15 protein-coding genes and 1 pseudogene are annotated in these 16733 nt (G+C 47.8%); 3 read left to right on the top strand and 13 right to left on the bottom strand.

Going from position 1 to position 16733, the window contains the following annotated elements:
* Nucleotides 1-22 precede the first annotated feature (22 nt).
* Nucleotides 23-976 (bottom strand): L-lactate dehydrogenase, encoded by a 954-nt coding sequence (locus BAMF_RS21835; RefSeq protein ID WP_013350942.1) that lies wholly within the window; start codon nt 974-976, stop codon nt 23-25.
* Nucleotides 977-1192: 216 nt separating this feature from the next.
* On the opposite strand from BAMF_RS21835, the gene BAMF_RS21830 reads away from it, so the two are divergent.
* Entirely contained in the window at nt 1193-2011 is an 819-nt protein-coding gene (locus tag BAMF_RS21830; protein ID WP_013350941.1) for an RDD family protein, read from the top strand.
* A gap of 43 nt (nt 2012-2054) precedes the next feature.
* Here BAMF_RS21830 and BAMF_RS21825 read toward each other — a convergent pair whose 3' ends face one another.
* Both BAMF_RS21825 and BAMF_RS21820 read right to left on the bottom strand, forming a co-directional pair.
* On the bottom strand, nt 2055-2528 hold the full coding sequence (locus tag BAMF_RS21825) for a DUF6773 family protein (protein WP_041481593.1): 474 nt from the start codon (nt 2526-2528) through the stop codon (nt 2055-2057).
* 90 nt (nt 2529-2618) lie between these two features.
* Nucleotides 2619-4053: pseudogene (locus BAMF_RS21820) on the bottom strand (YfcC family protein).
* Between the two features lie 133 nt (nt 4054-4186).
* Between BAMF_RS21820 and BAMF_RS21815 the strand changes: the two are divergent.
* Entirely contained in the window at nt 4187-5308 is a 1122-nt protein-coding gene (locus tag BAMF_RS21815) for a M20 peptidase aminoacylase family protein (RefSeq protein WP_013350937.1), read from the top strand.
* 35 nt (nt 5309-5343) lie between these two features.
* Here the strand turns inward: BAMF_RS21815 and BAMF_RS21810 are convergent, their stop codons facing one another.
* From BAMF_RS21810 to BAMF_RS21765, 10 genes are all read right to left on the bottom strand, one after another.
* The gene (locus BAMF_RS21810) at nt 5344-6225 is read right to left on the bottom strand and encodes a glycine betaine ABC transporter substrate-binding protein (protein WP_013350936.1); all 882 of its coding nucleotides are present in this window, start codon (nt 6223-6225) and stop codon (nt 5344-5346) included.
* Nucleotides 6225-7073, bottom strand: coding sequence for a glycine/proline betaine ABC transporter permease subunit OpuAB (opuAB, locus tag BAMF_RS21805; RefSeq protein WP_013350935.1), 849 nt, complete (start codon nt 7071-7073; stop codon nt 6225-6227). The genes BAMF_RS21810 and opuAB overlap by 1 nt, the downstream gene beginning before the upstream one ends.
* On the bottom strand, nt 7074-8330 hold the full coding sequence (gene opuAA / locus BAMF_RS21800) for a glycine/proline betaine ABC transporter ATP-binding protein OpuAA (protein ID WP_013350934.1): 1257 nt from the start codon (nt 8328-8330) through the stop codon (nt 7074-7076).
* 382 nt (nt 8331-8712) lie between these two features.
* Nucleotides 8713-9915, bottom strand: coding sequence for an MFS transporter (locus BAMF_RS21795; RefSeq protein ID WP_013350933.1), 1203 nt, complete (start codon nt 9913-9915; stop codon nt 8713-8715).
* Between the two features lie 114 nt (nt 9916-10029).
* Nucleotides 10030-11118 carry a toxic anion resistance protein gene (locus BAMF_RS21790; RefSeq protein ID WP_013350932.1) on the bottom strand — a complete coding sequence of 363 codons (1089 nt, stop codon included), beginning with the start codon at nt 11116-11118 and terminating at the stop codon, nt 10030-10032.
* Between the two features lie 6 nt (nt 11119-11124).
* Nucleotides 11125-12747 (bottom strand): YceG family protein, encoded by a 1623-nt coding sequence (locus BAMF_RS21785; protein ID WP_013350931.1) that lies wholly within the window; start codon nt 12745-12747, stop codon nt 11125-11127.
* Nucleotides 12748-12819: 72 nt separating this feature from the next.
* The gene (locus BAMF_RS21780; protein WP_013350930.1) at nt 12820-13593 is read right to left on the bottom strand and encodes a TerC family protein; all 774 of its coding nucleotides are present in this window, start codon (nt 13591-13593) and stop codon (nt 12820-12822) included.
* 38 nt (nt 13594-13631) lie between these two features.
* A complete protein-coding gene (locus BAMF_RS21775; protein ID WP_013350929.1) occupies nt 13632-14210 on the bottom strand; it encodes a TerD family protein in 579 nt (192 codons plus the stop codon).
* A 33-nt stretch (nt 14211-14243) separates the two neighbouring features.
* Nucleotides 14244-14825 (bottom strand): TerD family protein, encoded by a 582-nt coding sequence (locus BAMF_RS21770; RefSeq protein ID WP_003156648.1) that lies wholly within the window; start codon nt 14823-14825, stop codon nt 14244-14246.
* Between the two features lie 23 nt (nt 14826-14848).
* A complete protein-coding gene (locus tag BAMF_RS21765) occupies nt 14849-15445 on the bottom strand; it encodes a TerD family protein (RefSeq protein ID WP_013350928.1) in 597 nt (198 codons plus the stop codon).
* Nucleotides 15446-15719: 274 nt separating this feature from the next.
* Between BAMF_RS21765 and BAMF_RS21760 the strand changes: the two genes are divergently transcribed.
* Nucleotides 15720-16715, top strand: coding sequence for an LLM class flavin-dependent oxidoreductase (locus BAMF_RS21760; RefSeq protein WP_013350927.1), 996 nt, complete (start codon nt 15720-15722; stop codon nt 16713-16715).
* Nucleotides 16716-16733: the final 18 nt, after the last annotated feature.

Raw genomic sequence — 16733 nt, 5'->3', positions numbered from 1 at the left:
ATCATGTACTGCTTTTTTGTGTTTACTCTGCAAAATGCGGAGCGAGAATATCTTTCAGCACGTTTGCACTGCGGCTGAATTGAGCCTGTTCTGTTTCATTCAGCTCAAGTTCCGTCACACCGGCGATGCCGTTCCGATTGACGACGGCCGGAATGCCGATAAAGACATCGTTGACTCCGTATTGCCCGTCCAAATATGTGCTGACGGTCAAAATGCTGTTTTCATTACGCAAAATCGCTTTTGTGATGCGGGCGAGGCTCATCGCCACTCCGTAATATGTCGCGCCTTTTTTCTCAATAATATGGTAGGCCGCGTTTTTCACATCTTCAACGATCTGATCCAGCTCGTCCTGCTTGTAAGCTGCATTTTTCTCCAGTAATTGCTGCACCGGCACTCCGCCGATATTGGCGTGACTCCATACAGGAAGCTCGGTATCTCCGTGCTCGCCGATAATGTGGGCGTGTACGTTTTGCGGGGCGGCACCGAAGTATTCACTCAGCATATAACGGAATCTCGCAGAATCAAGTGTCGTACCGCTGCCGATGACGCGTTCTTTCGGCAGGCCGCTGAATTTCCACGTCGCATAAGTAAGAATATCGACCGGGTTTGTGGCAACGAGGAAGATGCCGTCAAATCCGCTTGCCATGACTTCACCGACAATGCTTTTGAAAATGGCGAGATTTTTTTCGACCAGCTCAAGTCTCGTTTCGCCCGGTTTTTGGTTGGCTCCGGCACAAATGCACACAATATCGGAATCCTTGCAATCCTCATATGTGCCGTAAGACGTTTTTACCGGATGAGGCGCAAATGCCTTTCCGTGGTTTAAATCCATGACATCTCCCATTGCTTTTTCTTTATTTACATCAATGATCACAAGCTCATCCGTGATCCCTTGGTTAATTAGCGCAAATGCATAACTGCTTCCAACAAAACCTGCTCCGATTAATGCTACTTTGTTCACTCGTTCGTTCATCATGTATGCTCATCCTCCAGTGTTTCGTGGTGTCTGTTTTTATATTGTGAAGTATTTCACATTTATATTGTGCAATACTTCACAAACTTTTGCAAGAGAAAAGTTTTATTTTTTTATTCTTTCCAACTGAAAGGAATAAATACCTATTCTAAAAAAGGAAATCTGACTATAAAATGTGATTTGTTGTCTTTTTACTGTACGAAAGGAGAATAATGAATCATGAATTATGCAAATATAGGTGAACGGATGGCGGCTTTTTTGGTTGACCTTCTGCTCATGTACCTATTCATTCTGCTTGTGCCAATCACCTTATATGCCGGAAGACCGCTGAGCACTTCTTTTTTCTTCATTTTTACCGGCTTGATTGTGCTTTGCTATATTTTGATGCCGCTTACTCCGCTTGAAGGAACGATCGGCGCTTACATCTTTAAACTGAAGGTGGTAAAAGCGCATGATGGGAGCAGAATTTCATTCGGGCAAGCTGTCGGCAGATTTTTTGTTTCCCTTCTTCACTTTCTCTCTGTTCTGCCATTTATTACGGTGCACTTTACAGAAAAAGCGCAGGCAGTTCACGATATGGCGGCCGGCACCGCAGTTCTCAGGAAATCACCGGATGTCCAGTCATCCGAACCGCTTCCCGATGCCGGAAAGTTCTATTATCGCATTCCGGCTGTCCTGTTAGATGTGATTATCATTGTATCAGTCATCCTTTATATCGCGAAACTGACCGATGAAGCCTTGTGGGCCGTGCTGATCTCTGAATTTGTGATGATTATTCTGTATCCGATGCTGATGCCGCTTACAAAAATGAAAGGAACGATCGGACTGTTCATTTTCAGGCTGCGTGTCGCCGATGAAAAGTCCCGCGGGAACATTTCTTTTAAGCAGGCATTTATCCGCTATTTTACGATCTTCGTGTATTGCGCGAGCCCGCTGTTATACTTTTTGTTTCTCTTTAAAAATCGCTCACAGAGTGTACATGATTTAGCCGCTCATACATACATTGCACAAGCACGGTCAAAATCGGCCAACATATAAAGCAAGTCCCTGCTTCTGCTTGAAACCAAGCAGGGCTCATTTGTCAGCTTTTTTTGCGAGATCTTCTATAAATCAGCCTTACTGCAACATAACGGATCAGAAATATGAAGATGCTACATACGAGAAATAATGCAATCAATTTCAGCCACCCTGTAAAGTGATGCGGGATTCCTTGGTCATACATGGTGATCAGCGTAATGATAACGGCAACGGCAAGCGTTTCTCCCATTTGCCGTCTGATTTGTTTTTTCAATGCTGCTTCAGAATGAATAGCCGGCAGCAAAATCCCCGATGCAGCTGCTCTGATGCAATAATAAACGATTATAATGAAGAAAACCGCCAAGCTTCCGGCCCATTCCCTAAACGGACAGTTCAGGACAAGTCCGCGTACTATGATGTCAAGCAAAGACAGTGTGCCCATAAGCATTCCGACTTCTGACCAAATCATTCGTTCTTTCTCTCTCACACTCTCATTCTTTCCATTCACGTTTGAAAGTCTGTTCCTACGCTGATTGATGACTTCCTCCCGTACTTTTATGAATGGCTTACAACTTCATTATATCTTGCCGATTCATAATGATAAACCGAAATATCATTGACAAAATGTTTAGTAAGGACCCCATTTGATCAGGACGCCTATGCAGATAAACACAAGGCCGATCACAAACCAGATCAGCGCCAGCGGGACCATAAAACGAAGCCACTTTACGTACGGAATGCCGCTTGCAGCCAATACGGCCATCAGCACGCCGGAAGTCGGATTGACACAGTTTACGACGCCTCCTCCAAGCATGACCGCTTCAATCCGCAACCTGTCTCGTGATGCCCATCAGATCAGCAAGCGGCGCCAAGATCGGAATAAATACGACCGCCTCCCCCGACCCTGATGAAATCAAAAAATGAAGCAGAGCGCTGGAAATATACATTCCGATTGCGCCCGCCATCGGGCTGAAACCGTGCAGCAGTGACGCCAGTCCATTGACTACCGTATCAAGCAGCTTTCCGTGTTCCAAAATAACGGAAATGCTTCTCGCCATTCCGACGATCAGTGCTCCGTAAACGAGCCCCTGAGAGCCCGTGATAAACGTTTTTGCGATATCATTTGCCGCCATTCCCGCAATCAGGCCGGACAAGATCGAGATAAAAATGAACACGGCGGCCATTTCTGAATCAGACCAGCCAAGGGTGAGCGCGCCGTACAAAAAGCCGGCAAGCGACAAAGCCGCAACAGCGAGAATCAGCTTATGCCGGACAGTGAACGAGACTTGTTTGTCCTCCGGCTCAGATACCTGCGGGACTGAACCTGCCGCCGGAAACCAATCGTTCCCCAACAGGCTGGCGTCTTTTGATTTCCTGAGCCTTCTCGTATACCGATATATATATAAAATAGAAGAAAGCAGAAAACAAATATAGACGGCAATCCGCAGGCCGATGCCCGAAAACAGCGGCAGCTCCGCGATGCTTTGTGATAACCCGAGCGGCGATGGAGATAATATCGTTGCGTTAAACCCGGCATAACAGCCGATATAAATGACGGCCGCTCCGGCCACGGCATCCCATTTCAGCGAACGGGCGACAATCAGACCGATCGGGATAAAACCGATCACGGAATTGACGACGATGCCGGTTGTGCCGAGGATCGAAAATAAGGCGCCGACAATCGCAATAAACAGCAGCTGTTTTGTACGGAACGTACTGATGACATTATTGATCAATCCATTGATGGCGCCCGTCTTCTCCAAAATCGCAATGGTGCCCCCTGTAAAGAGGATTAAAAAGATAATCGGTGCGGAACTTGTCATCCCTTCCTGAATCGCGGTGAAAAAAGCGATCGGGCTGACCGGAGACTGCTCCAGAGAATGATAGCTTCCCGGGACGGCCGACGTCACACTGCCCTTTGTCACCCTGTCGAATTCCCCCGCGGGAACGATGTACGACGCTAACGCACATAGTAAAGCGACAATGAAAAGCAGAACGTAAGCATCGGGCATCACAAACGATTTCTTCTTTTTTAAATCAGGTTCGGCCTTCGGCACAGCCATAACATCACCATCCCGCTTTAAATTTATAAACTATTCAGAAAATACAGATATGTGCTATATTATATACAGACTGATTGCCTGTTTTCAATATCAAAAATAAAAAACAGACAGCTTTTGAAGGAGGACTTACGGCATGAACAGACTGACAGAGCATGATAAACAAGTCATTATGGATATTTTCAACCACCTGCACGCCCATCCCGAAGTAAGCTGGAAAGAATATCAAACAACTGAATATCTGACTGAAAAACTGAAAGAAGCAGGCTGCCGGACCCGCACGTTTGATGATTGTACCGGGGTGATCGGCGAAATCGGAGAAGGTTCACTTGTCGTGGCTGTCCGGGCGGATATTGACGCGCTGTGGCAGGAAGTGGACGGTGTCTTTCAGGCGAACCACTCATGCGGACATGATTCACATATGACCATGGCGCTCGGCACGATGATGCTTTTAAAGCGCCAGCGGAAGCTTCCGAAGGGCACCATCCGCTTTATTTTTCAGCCGGCTGAAGAAAAAGGCGGCGGAGCGCTGAAAATGATTGAAAAAGGAGTGCTCGATGATGTTGACTTCTTATACGGAGTGCACGTACGCCCCGTACAGGAAACGGCAAACGGCCGATGCGCGCCGTCCATTCTGCACGGCTCAAGCCGGCATATCGAAGGCATGATTATCGGAGAAGAAGCCCACGGCGCGAGACCGCATCTCGGTCTTAACAGTATCGAAATCGCCGCCCTTCTCGTGCAAAAGCTGAGCTTCATTCATCTTGATCCCGGCATCCCGCATTCCGTGAAGATGACAAAGCTTCAGGCAGGCGGAGAGAGTTCCAATATCATCCCGGGAAAAGCATCCTTCAGCCTTGATCTCCGCGCACAAACCAATGCCGCCATGGAAAAACTGACCGCTGAAACAGAAAGAGCCTGCGAGGCGGCGGCTGCCGCATTCGGCGCAAAAATTGAACTGCAAAAAGAACACAGCCTCCCGGCAGCCGAGCGGAACAAAGAAGCGGAAGCCATCATGGCGGCTGCGATAAGCGGCATTCTCGGAGAAGAACATGTTGATGAGCCTCTTGTGACGACCGGAGGGGAGGATTTTCACTTTTATGGGTTGAAGGTGCCGAACTTGAAAACGACGATGCTCGGTCTTGGGTGCGGGCTGCAGCCGGGGCTTCACCATCCCCATATGACATTTGACCGAAGCGCCATCTTTACCGGCGTCGAGATATTAACGGCCGCCGTCCTCGCATCGTTTGAAGCATAAAAAAAAGCAGCCCGGCACGGGGCTGCTTTTCTTCATTACTTCTTCAAATCTTCAATTGAATTGACGTTTTTCATATATTGAGGAACGACCAGACCCATCTTGACGCCTGTCAGACTCGTTCCTACATCTTCATATTTGCCTTTATATTTAGACGCATAAGCTTTATGGGTGTTCGGTAGCCAAGCAGACAATGATGCATCCGCGCTGCCTGTCGCAACCGCAGTCCACATCGGGCCTGCCTCCACTTGCGTCAGCTTCACGTCATAGCCAAGGTCTTGCAATACCTTTCCGACTACATTGGTACTGGCAATTTCACTGTCCCACGCCACATAAGCCAGGTTGATTTTATCACCTTTTACTTTATGAGCGCCTTTTGTCCATTGAGCCACTTGATCTTTATGTTTTTTCACGTAATCAGCAGCGGCTTTGGCCGGCTTTTCGCCTTCTTCAACGGCAATCATGACTTCTCCCATATCGTCCTGCGTCCATTTGAACTGGCTGAGAACTTTGACCGCGTTAGGCTGTTCCTTACTGAAGCCGGTTCTTGTAATCGTATGAATCTGCTCGGCAGTTCCGTACGTTTTTTTCGGATCATCAAGGAATTTCAGCTTATATCTGGAGAACATCCAGTGCGGCGTCCAGCCCGTTACGATGATCGGCTTCTTCCGGTCATATGATTTCTTCAATGTCGCGGTCATGGCGGCGCTTGATGCTGTCACGACGTTCCAGTCTTTCAATCCGTAATCCTTCACGGCCTCATCAGTTAAGGCCATGATTCCCGAACCCGGGTCAATACCGATAATGGTTTTGTTCACCTGGGACGCAGCCGTAGCTTGACCATCAGTCTGCGAACCGCAGGCGGCCAAAGAAAGAGCCAGCGCAGCGGTAACGCCGACACCGATGATTTTCTTAAGCATCAGGCATTCCCCCTGCTCTTTTTCTTCACTTTAATGTTTTGCGTAATACGGTCAAGCGTAATCGCGACGATAACGATCGCGATACCCGCTTCTACTCCGACACCGGTTTTCAATTGTGTCACGGCGCTGTATACTTCAGAACCGAGACCCGGCGCACCTACCATGGCCGCGATAACGACCATTGATAACGCAAGCATGATACTTTGGTTAATACCGGCAAGAATCGTTTTTGTGGCAAGCGGAAGCTGTACCTTGAACAGACGCTGAGACGTCGTTGAACCGAATGCTTCCGTCGCTTCAATCAGATCAGCCGGAACTTGTTTAATACCGAGAACCGTCATGCGGATCGTCGGAGGCATCGCGAAAATAACAGATGCCACAACGCCCGGCACAACGCCGATATTAAAGAAGAAAATCGCAGGCAGCAGGTATACGAAGGCCGGCATGGTCTGCATTAAATCGAGAATCGGTGTGACAATGCGGCGGACCGTTTCTTTTTGAGACGCCCACACGCCGATCGGAACCCCGATAATAATGGAAATCAAAACAGATGTTACGACAAGCGCCAATGTTTGCAGCATCGGCGACCAATAGCCCAAATAATCAATAACAAGGAATCCGATTAATGTAAAGAGTGCAATTCCTTTCGTACTGATCCACCAAGCAAGGGCTGCAAAAATCACAGTTAATAAAATAGACGGGATGTAACCCAACCCGCTCACAATCGCGTTTACGAAAGCGGCTAATCCGTTTGAGATTCCGTCAAAGAAACCTCCGAACGTCATAGTAAGCCAGTCAACAAACCGGTCAACGATATCTGCTAACGGAATTCTAGGCAATCTGTCCATTTACTTCACCCCCTGAACAGAAGAATCCTGAGCTTGTTCAGCAGAATCTTCAACATTTATATAATCGTTATTGCCTGAAAGCGCGCCGATTAATGCGCCTTTTACGACAATGCCTTTCATGCGGCCTTTATCGTCCGTGACGGCGATCGGAATATTCGCATCGGACACGACATCGAAAATTTCCGTCAAGTATGTGCTTTCGTGCACAGTCGTAAATTCAGTATTTAAAATATCCTGCAGCGATAAGTCGGATTCGACCGCTTTTTTCGCATCCGCCGCGTGAATGACGCCGAGTAGCTTTTTTTGTTTATCAACGGCGTAGATAGAAGAAATACCTAAGTTCTTCATCAGCTGCAGCGCTACACGAGGCCCTTTGTCAATCCGCACAGTTTCAGCGCGCTTCATGATGTGGCCCGCTGTCAGAACTTTAGATAAATCAACGTCTTCAACGAATTTTTCAACGTATTCATTGGACGGGCTCATTAGAATTTCTTCAGGTGTCCCGATCTGAACGATGTTACCGTCTTTCATCAGCACGATTCTGTCGCCGATGCGCAATGCTTCATCAAGGTCATGCGTGATGAAGATAATCGTTTTGCCGACAGAGTCATGAAGGTCTAAAAGCTCATCCTGCATATCTTTACGGATCAGCGGATCAAGCGCACTGAAAGCTTCATCCATCAGAAGAATGTCAGGATCATTCGTCAATGCGCGGGCAAGGCCGACACGTTGCTGCATTCCTCCACTGAGCTGATCAGGGAATTGATGTTCAAAGCCTTCAAGACCGACAAGTTTAAGCGAATCAAGCGCTTTTTTCTCACGCTCTTTTTTGTCAACGCCTTGGAGTTCCAATCCGTATTCCGTATTTTCAAGAATCGTTCTGTGCGGAAACAGTGCAAATTTTTGAAAGACCATGCTGATTTTTTTCCGGCGCACTTCCCGGAGCTGGTCTTTTGACATATTTGTTATCATGTCACCATCAATATAGATATTCCCGGCAGTCGGTTCAATAAGCCGGTTTAACAGCCGCACTAAAGTTGATTTACCGCTCCCCGATAGACCCATGATGACAAATATCTCCCCATCATATACATCAAAGTTTGCTTGATTGACACCAACGGTTGATCCGGTCGCTTTCAGGATCTCTTTTTTGTTTTTTCCGCTGGACAGCATCTGAATGGCTTTTTTTGTCTGTTTTCCGAAAACCTTAGATACATTTTCGACTTTTATCTTAATTGGTTTCTCATCCGAATTCATATTTTCCCTCCATAATAAGCAATCTTTAATACCGTAACACGTTTGTAATAAGTCAAACAAACATCATAATCCCTTTTATTTTGTATCATTACTTTAAAAACATCCATGTGACTTATTTTCCTCTGGTATGCTTCTAAATACTCTCTAATCCTCCTTAATGATGATAAATTACAAGGGAAATTGAGCTTTTATCAGGCTTGAGAACGTTTCCATCAAATATGCTGCAAACTGATTTCCTATCCTTTTTTTACAAATACAAGAATTTTTTTGCGATATTGTCCCAAAAAAAGGTGTTGCCTCTTCCTGAAATTAAGGAACATTAAGGAAAAATATAGGCCTTCCAAACAGACGCCTCACTAAAAAAAGCACCCCAAAAGGGTGCTCATTGCGCAAGCTCTGTCTGTTTCGTTTCTTTTCCGAGAATAAGGATGGTGATGACGGCAATCAGGATGGCCGCGCAAAAGACGGCAAAGACAGCTGTAAACGAAACGTTCCGGGCTGCAAGCGACCCGACGAGAAGCGGGCCGAAAATACCGCCTATTCTGCCGACTGCCGCCGCAGTGCCGGAACCGGTCGCACGGATCGCCGCAGGATATTGCTCCGGTGTATAAGCGTAAAGCACGCCCCATGCGCCGAGATTGAAGAATGACAGCAGCATGCCGGCCGCAAGCAGCATACCCAATGAATCCGCGGCACCGAAGAAATAAGCGCTGCCCGCCGTTCCGAGCAAATAGATGACCAAGAGGGTCTTCCGCCCCGCTTTTTCGATCAGCCAAGCCGCTGAGAAATATCCGGGAAGCTGGGCAAGTGTCATCAGCAGTACGTATTCGAAGCTCTCAATCATGCTGTAGCCTTTCATCAGCATCACGCTCGGCAGCCACAAAAACATGCCGTAATAGGAAAAGACGACACAGAACCAAACGACAGACAGCAGCACCGTCTGCCGGCTATACGGTTTCGCCCAGACACTTCCCGCCTGCCCGCGTATGCTTTTTTTCTGTGATAAGGCCTGATGCGCCGGTGATTCCGGAAGGCTTCTCCGCAAAATCAGCGCATAAAGTGCCGCCAGCGCCGTTAAGAGCAGTGCGGCCCGCCACCCGAATGACGGTATGACAAAGTAAGAAATAACCGCCGCAAGAAGCCAGCCCGCTGCCCAAAAGCTTTCAAGCAGCACGATGATCCTCCCCCGCTTTTCAGGGGCAGACGCTTCTGACACGAGCGTCGAAGCGACGGGCAGCTCTCCGCCAAGCCCCATACCGATCAGAAAACGCAAGATGAGAAAAACCGTCAATCCCGTTGCGAAAGCGGATATGCCGCTTCCGACAGAAAAGAATAACAGCGTGATCATAAACACTTTTTTCCGGCCGATCCTGTCAGCCAGCATTCCGAATACAAAAGCGCCCGCTGCCATACCGATTGAATTGACGCTTCCGATCCATTTCATTTGATCGGGTGTTAAATTCCAATCAGCGTGAAGCGCGGCGATAATAAACGATAAAATTCCGACATCCATAGCATCAAACAGCCAGCCCATTCCGGCAATCGCCAAAAGTTTACGCGGTGTGACGGCAGGTTGTTTGTTCATAAGCAGCACCTCAAATCGAAAATGATTACCGTATAAGTTTACACCTGTCTTTACACATTGTCATTATCTTTTTTCGCAAAAAAACCCGCTTGCCGTAAGCAAGCGGGGTGCTGATTAATTCTTTAAGACTGCGTTTTTAATATTATCTTGGAGCTGTTGAATCCTTTTCGCTCCGTCTTCTCTGAGGCGTCTGTTCTCTTCCTCAATCTGCTTTGTTTCCTGCATGCCGCTGACAATCGTATTCCAAGATGTTTCGATTGTCTCAATGTCAATGCTCGGACGGCCTGCCATACGGGCAATCTCCACGCTTTGGCTTGAAATATTTTCAGCGTTGCGCTTCAGCATTTCATTCGTGCGGCGGTCCAGCTCGCTCATTGAATCAGCCACAAGCTTTTGGCGTTTGACAGTGACAGCCTGAATAATGCCGTTTTTGAAAATCGGAATCGTAATGACGAAAGCGGAATTGATCTTCCCGATAAGCTTCGTATTCCCGCGCTGAAGGAGGCGGATCTGCGGTGCCGTCTGCAGCGCCACCATCCGCGCCATATCTAAATCATACACACGTTCTTCAAGCGCCTGAAGCCCGTCGCGCAGCGTATCGAGCTGCATTTGCGCCAGCTGGTTTCCGCCCGCCGCTTTTTCTTCATAAGAAGGAATAAGCGCCTGCATTTCCTCAAGCTTCATCTGCCCGGCAACGACATATTTTTCAAGCTCCATGTAGTAGTTAATGTTGTTCTCATACATCTCTTCAAGCGTATGGTTCGTCTTTGCCATTTCATCTTTGTATTTCGAAATTTCAACATGGATTTTGTCAATTTCTCCGCCCAGGGTGCGGTACTTTTGAAAAATCTTTTCAATCATGCTGTTTCCGCGTTTGAACATTTTAGCGAGAAATCCCTTTGGCTCATCGAAATCATTTTTGTCAAAACGATCCATGATTTTTCCGAGCTGCGTCAGCATTGTGCCTGAATCTGTGACACTTGTTGTTTTCATCATATTTAAGATGCGATCGGAGAACTTCGAGATTTCAACTGCCGGTTCTTTTCCATACTCGAGCAGCTCCATTTGGTTTTTCACATCAATTTGCTGCGAGATGCGCTGTACCTCAGGGTCTTGGCGGAGCTGCAGCCTGATGTCGTCTGCTTTTTGTTCAGAAATCTCTTCATTTTTATCAAGAATAAGCGGATTTTGATTTTCTGTCATGTTTATTTACTCTCCCTGCTTTTGCGTAATAGTTCTAAACAGCTTTCTTACGAGTGACGGCTCCTTATATTCCTGCCGAAACACCATGTCCTCCAGCCAATGGACATCAAATTGGCTTTCTTCTATATAATGCTCGATGTCCTGATGACCCGGCGGATTATACAAGATGATATCAACGCCGAATTTATTTAAAAACAAAAGAGCGGCCGCATCAGAACGCGTGAATTCGCCATTTTGTTCCGTATGATACAAAAGCAGCTTCGGAACGGTTTGGGCGTAATCAAACGTCTGAATCAATTGCAGCAGCGAAGCGGGCAGGTTCGTCGCCTGGCGGAACAAATAAATAGCGGCATCCCTTGCCTGCTCCCCTGGCAAAGCCTTCATTCCGGGGTTTCTGCACATGTCAGAAATCACATTGGCGATGGCGGTCTGCACCCCTGACGGGAGATGCTTGTACTGCCAGATGTTGCTTCTTTTCAGCCTTTCCGCGTCAATCGTTCCTTCTTCATTTAAGACTTGACTGTAATGATACTGGTAGTTGGCTTTCAGCTCTTCCGTAAACGGAAAACTGCGGATCATGTGTGTCTCCTGATAGTCCGCGGCGGTATGGAGCCTGTTCCAATATTCTTTCGTATCTTTGGAAACCCCCATTACTTTCGCAAAAAGGTTCGGAACGGCAACCCGCTCCCTGTCCGCTTTAAATTGCGGACGGATAAAGGCCCGCTCCTTCGCAATGAGAAATAACTCATCATACGTCGTTTTTAATGTCACGGACTGCGGGGTATGCTCTCTGAACTGCCAAGGCTTATACATCATTGACTCTTCATGGTTTAACACATGCTCAATTTCTTTGGTTGACCGGTAGGCCGCCGTGGAGGTTCTAACCGGTTTTTCTTTTGGAAAAGGCTCAAGGCCGCCTATTGCGGGGAGCTTTATCACAAAGCTGAGCTCCTCATCCGGATCAATCTCACTGAACAGATCTTCACCAGCCGGATGAAATAATAGGACATCACAGCCGACCAGCATTAAATAATAGAGAAAATAGAGCTGGCTTTTGGCAGCGTCTCCATACCACACCACCTTCGGCATCTCACGCTCTATATCGGCTTGTTCGAGCCATGGATTCAGGTGGTTCAGCGAAAACTTTGACACATCCAGGAGCACACGCCGGAAATCGGGATGATTCAGCCCGTTTTCATGCCGGCTTGCAAAGGTTTCCAAAAGCGTCATAAACGCGGTTCTCAGCCGGCGGTGCATAAGCGGATCGGGATGTTTGGCAAGCAGCCTGCCTCCGTCGAGAAACGCGACAAACCTGGAAACCGAAAGCCCTTTCTCCTTTTGATTGACCGTATGAATGTGCTGCAGCGCCTGAAACGTTTCAGGCGCGATGGTCTTATCCAGTGTTTCGCTCAATACATGAATGTTTTCATGAGAAGACAGCTCGAAAAGCGTATTGTAATATTCCGTCTCATCATAAGGAGTGCCTAAAATCCTGACGGCAAGGCGGGTAAAAGCCAGCCCGTTTTCCCGCTCGTAACCGGGGCGTTCCGGCAGCGGCTGCATCAGAAACGTTTCCCAGTCATCGTTTTCAAGCTCAGCCTTTCGGATCACCAATTCTTCCTGCCTCATCATCTTCCTCCTTTCTCTTCTTGATTATCGGTACAAAAAAGGAAGGAAATGAACTCTCCCTCCTTTTTGGTTTTATTCTTCTTTAGATGCAGCCGTCTGCTCCTGAACCTGCTTTTGTTTGTTGAAATAATGGATGACAAACGTCACCACAAATGCAGCGATGATGATTCCGAAGAACACCACGTGCGGCATTTCATAATCAAAAGCGCTCGCCGCCATTTTCACGGCGATAATCCCGATCAGCACGAAAGCCGTGTTTTCAAGCTCAGGGATTTTATCAATTAAAACAAGGAATACTTTTGCGACTGTACGCATCATGAGAATGCCGAGCATACCGCCGATCAAGAGCACCCACACTTTTTCCGATACCGCAAACGCGGCCAAAATGCTGTCAACAGAGAAGGCAAGATCCATCAGTTCCACTGAAACGACAGTGGCCCAGAAAATCCCGAACGTACGGACCATCCAAGAATTTTTCTTCATGCCTTCCGTATCGTCATCACCTTCTCCGATCCAGAAATGCTTAATGACGAGCCAAGCCAGGTACAGCGCGCCAAGCACTTTGATCCACCAGAACTTAATGAGCAGCATTCCGATTCCGATAAAGATAAAACGGAAAATATATGCTCCGAACAATCCGTACGTCAATGCTTTCTTTCGCTGTTTTTCAGGCAGATGCCTTACCATAACCGCAAGCACTAACGCATTGTCGGCCGACAGCAGGCCTTCCAGCAGAACCAAGGAACCGATCAGCCCCCATGATACAGGGTCAGTCAGCACCTCACCCCACATTTTCCAATCAAAAAAGGAAGCGTAGGTCGACATAATATGATGTAGAAAATCCAAGTTTTTTCCTCCTATTTAGTAAAACGGTAATTTCCTGCTTACACCTGCAAGCCGTAATTCCGGCACAGTGATGCCAGACCGCCGGAAAACCCGCTGCCGATGGCGTTAAATTTCCACTCAGCCCCATGGCGGTAAAGCTCACAAACGACAACCGCCGTTTCAATCGAGAAGTCTTCCCCTAAATCAAAACGAAGCAGTTCATTCTGGTTGTTTTCATCGACGACGCGCACGAACGCGTTCGAGACTTGTCCGAAATTTTGGCCGCGCGCTTCCGCGTCATGAATCGTGACGGTGATGCCGATCTTTTCTATATTTGCGGGTATTTTTGTGAAGTCGACGATAATTTGTTCATCGTCTCCATCGCCCTCACCCGTCCGGTTGTCTCCCGTATGGATGACGCCGCCGCTCGGATGTTCCAGGTTATTGTAAAAAACAAAATCAAGATCATTTACACAGTTGTCATGGGCATCGACCAGAAAAGCCGACGCATCAAGGTCAAAATCATGCCCTCCGGAGTACTTGTTCGTATCCCAGCCTAAGCCGATCACCGCTTTTGTAAGGCCTGGGTTCGTTTTTGTCAGATCAACACGCTGTCCTTTCGACAATTGAATAGCCATGTGCCGTCCTCTCCCTTCTGTGTTTTATATGGTTCAGCCGATTTGAAGGCCGTAATCTGTCGCAATACGGGCCAGTCCGCCTTGGTAGCCTGAGCCGATCGCGGAAAATTTCCATTCGCCGTTATGTCTGTAGAGCTCCCCTGCGATAATGGCTGTTTCGATTGAGAAATCTTCAGCCAGATCATAGCGGATCAGCTCTTCATTTGTTTCTTCATTAACAATGCGCACGAACGCGTTGGAGACTTGTCCGAAGTTTTGGCCGCGCGCTTCCGCTTCATGAATCGTGATGACAAATGAGATTTTGTCAATAGCGGCAGGCACCGCACTCAGGTTGACTCTTACGCTTTCATCGTCACCCTCGCCCTGGCCTGTCAGGTTGTCGCCTGAATGTGCGACGGAACCGTTTCCGCCTTCAAGCTGATTATAGAAAATGAAATCATCAGGCGACGCGCATCTTCCCGCTTCATTTAATAGAAAGACGCTGGAATCTAAATCAAAATCATGTCCGCCGTCGTATTTGTTTGTATCCCAGCCAAGGCCGACAACGACTTTAGAAAGACCCGGATTTGTTTTAGTCAAATCTACTTTTTGCCCTTTTGCCAATGAAATTGCCATGTGTGCACTCTCCTTTTTTTCGTTTAGGCGTATCGGTTAACGATATCGCCGATTTTTGTATCGTTTGTGCCTTCTCCTACTGCGGCGAATTTCCACTCGCCGTCCTGACGGTAGATTTCAGCCGCGATCAGGCTCGTCTTGCCTGAATAGTTATCTCTTAAATTGTAAGTCACCAATTCTTCGCGGTTAGATTGATCAACGACGCGGATGAACGCGTTTTGAATCATGCCGAAGTCCTGTTTGCGTCTGACGCAGTCATAAATATTGACGACAAATACAAGTTTATTAATCTGTGCGGGCACTTTCGCCAAGTCGATGAGAATTTGTTCATCATCGCCGTCGCCTTCTCCCGTCAGGTTGTCACCCGTATGTACGACACCGCCGCACCGGCTTTTCAGGTTGCCGAAATAGATGACGTTTTTGCTGTCTGTCATTTTATCATTTTCAAGCATCAGTACGGAAGCGTCACAGTCGATATTGGCACCGCCTCCGCCGAACAGCTTTCCGAAAAAGCCGCCCGATGATACAGGGTCCCAGCCCAATCCGACCAGCAGTTTTGACAGGCCTGCTTTTCCTTTTGTTAAATCAATTCGCTGTCCTTTTTGTAAAGAGATCGCCATATGATTCACTCCTATTCTGTAAGGGTGCCGATAAGCACGCCGCAAGTGCGCATTTTCACAAAATTCCGGGATAAGGATCCCGGTATTTATTAAGATATACGTCTTTTATTATATCAAAGTTTCATAAAACATAAGAATTTTTGACGAAAAACGGCGAAAATTCACTTTCTATATTCTCCTTCATTCCGGAGAGAATAGAGAAAACAAAGAAATTGACGGGGACGAACCATTTTTTCTATCCTTGTATCAATACATTCAGGAAAGGGGCAGACGAGTGATTGATTTAAGCATACTTGATCAGGCGCCCGTATCCAAAGGAAACGGGCCGCACGAGACGCTTCGCCATTCCGCGGAGCTCGCCCGCCTCAGCGAAGGATGGGGCTATAAGAGGTACTGGTTTGCCGAGCATCACGGCACAAGGGGGCTCGCAAGCGTGTCGCCGGAAATTATGATGGCTCATACCGCCGCGGCCACAACGTCCATCCGTATCGGCTCAGGCGGCGTTCTGCTGCCGCAGTACAGCCCCTATAAAGTCGCGGAAACATTCCGTCAGCTTGAGGCGCTGCATCCGAATCGTATTGACCTTGGGGTCGGACGCTCACCTGGCGGCACGACGAAAATCCGGCTCGCCCTCACAGACGGGGTCAAGAAAAGCATGACCGAGTTCAACAGACAGCTTCAGGATTTATCATCCTTTCTGACAGATTCTATCCCTGCGGATCATGATTATGCAGGAATAAAGACAGCGCCTTTGATTGAAACAGCCCCGCAGCTATGGGTGCTCGGCCTCGGAGAAAACAGCGCCAGACGCGCGGCTCAGCAGGGTGCGGGCTATGTTTTCGGCCATTTCATTAATCCGGAACGCGGGGAAAAAGCCTTTCAGATCTATCAGGATCATTTCCGGGCCTCCGCCCATTTTTCCGCTCCCGCCTCTCTCTGTGCCATTTTCGTCATATGTGCGGCTACGGATGAGAAAGCGGAAGAACTCGCGTTAAGCCAGGATTTATGGCTGCTTCGTGTCGGGAAAGGGGCCGACAGCCGTGTGCCGAGTGTTGAAGAAGCGAAGGCTTACCCGTATTCCCCGGAGGACCGTAAGCAGATAGAAGAAAACAGGAAGCGGATGGTGATCGGCTCTCCCGCCGCAGTCAGACGCCACCTGCTTGAACTGTCAGATCGTTATCAGACAAAAGAGATGATGGTGCTCTGCAACGTCTTTGACTTTGAAGCAAAAAAAGAATCATACGAACGTCTCGCTGATTTATTTCTATAAAAAAAGCCGTTAAACGGA

The sequence above is a fragment of the Bacillus amyloliquefaciens DSM 7 = ATCC 23350 genome, from assembly GCF_000196735.1.
In the GTDB taxonomy this organism is placed as follows: domain Bacteria; phylum Bacillota; class Bacilli; order Bacillales; family Bacillaceae; genus Bacillus; species Bacillus amyloliquefaciens.
The sequence above is the reverse complement of the archived record's forward strand: the minus strand, read 5'-3'. Positions and strand labels throughout refer to the sequence as shown.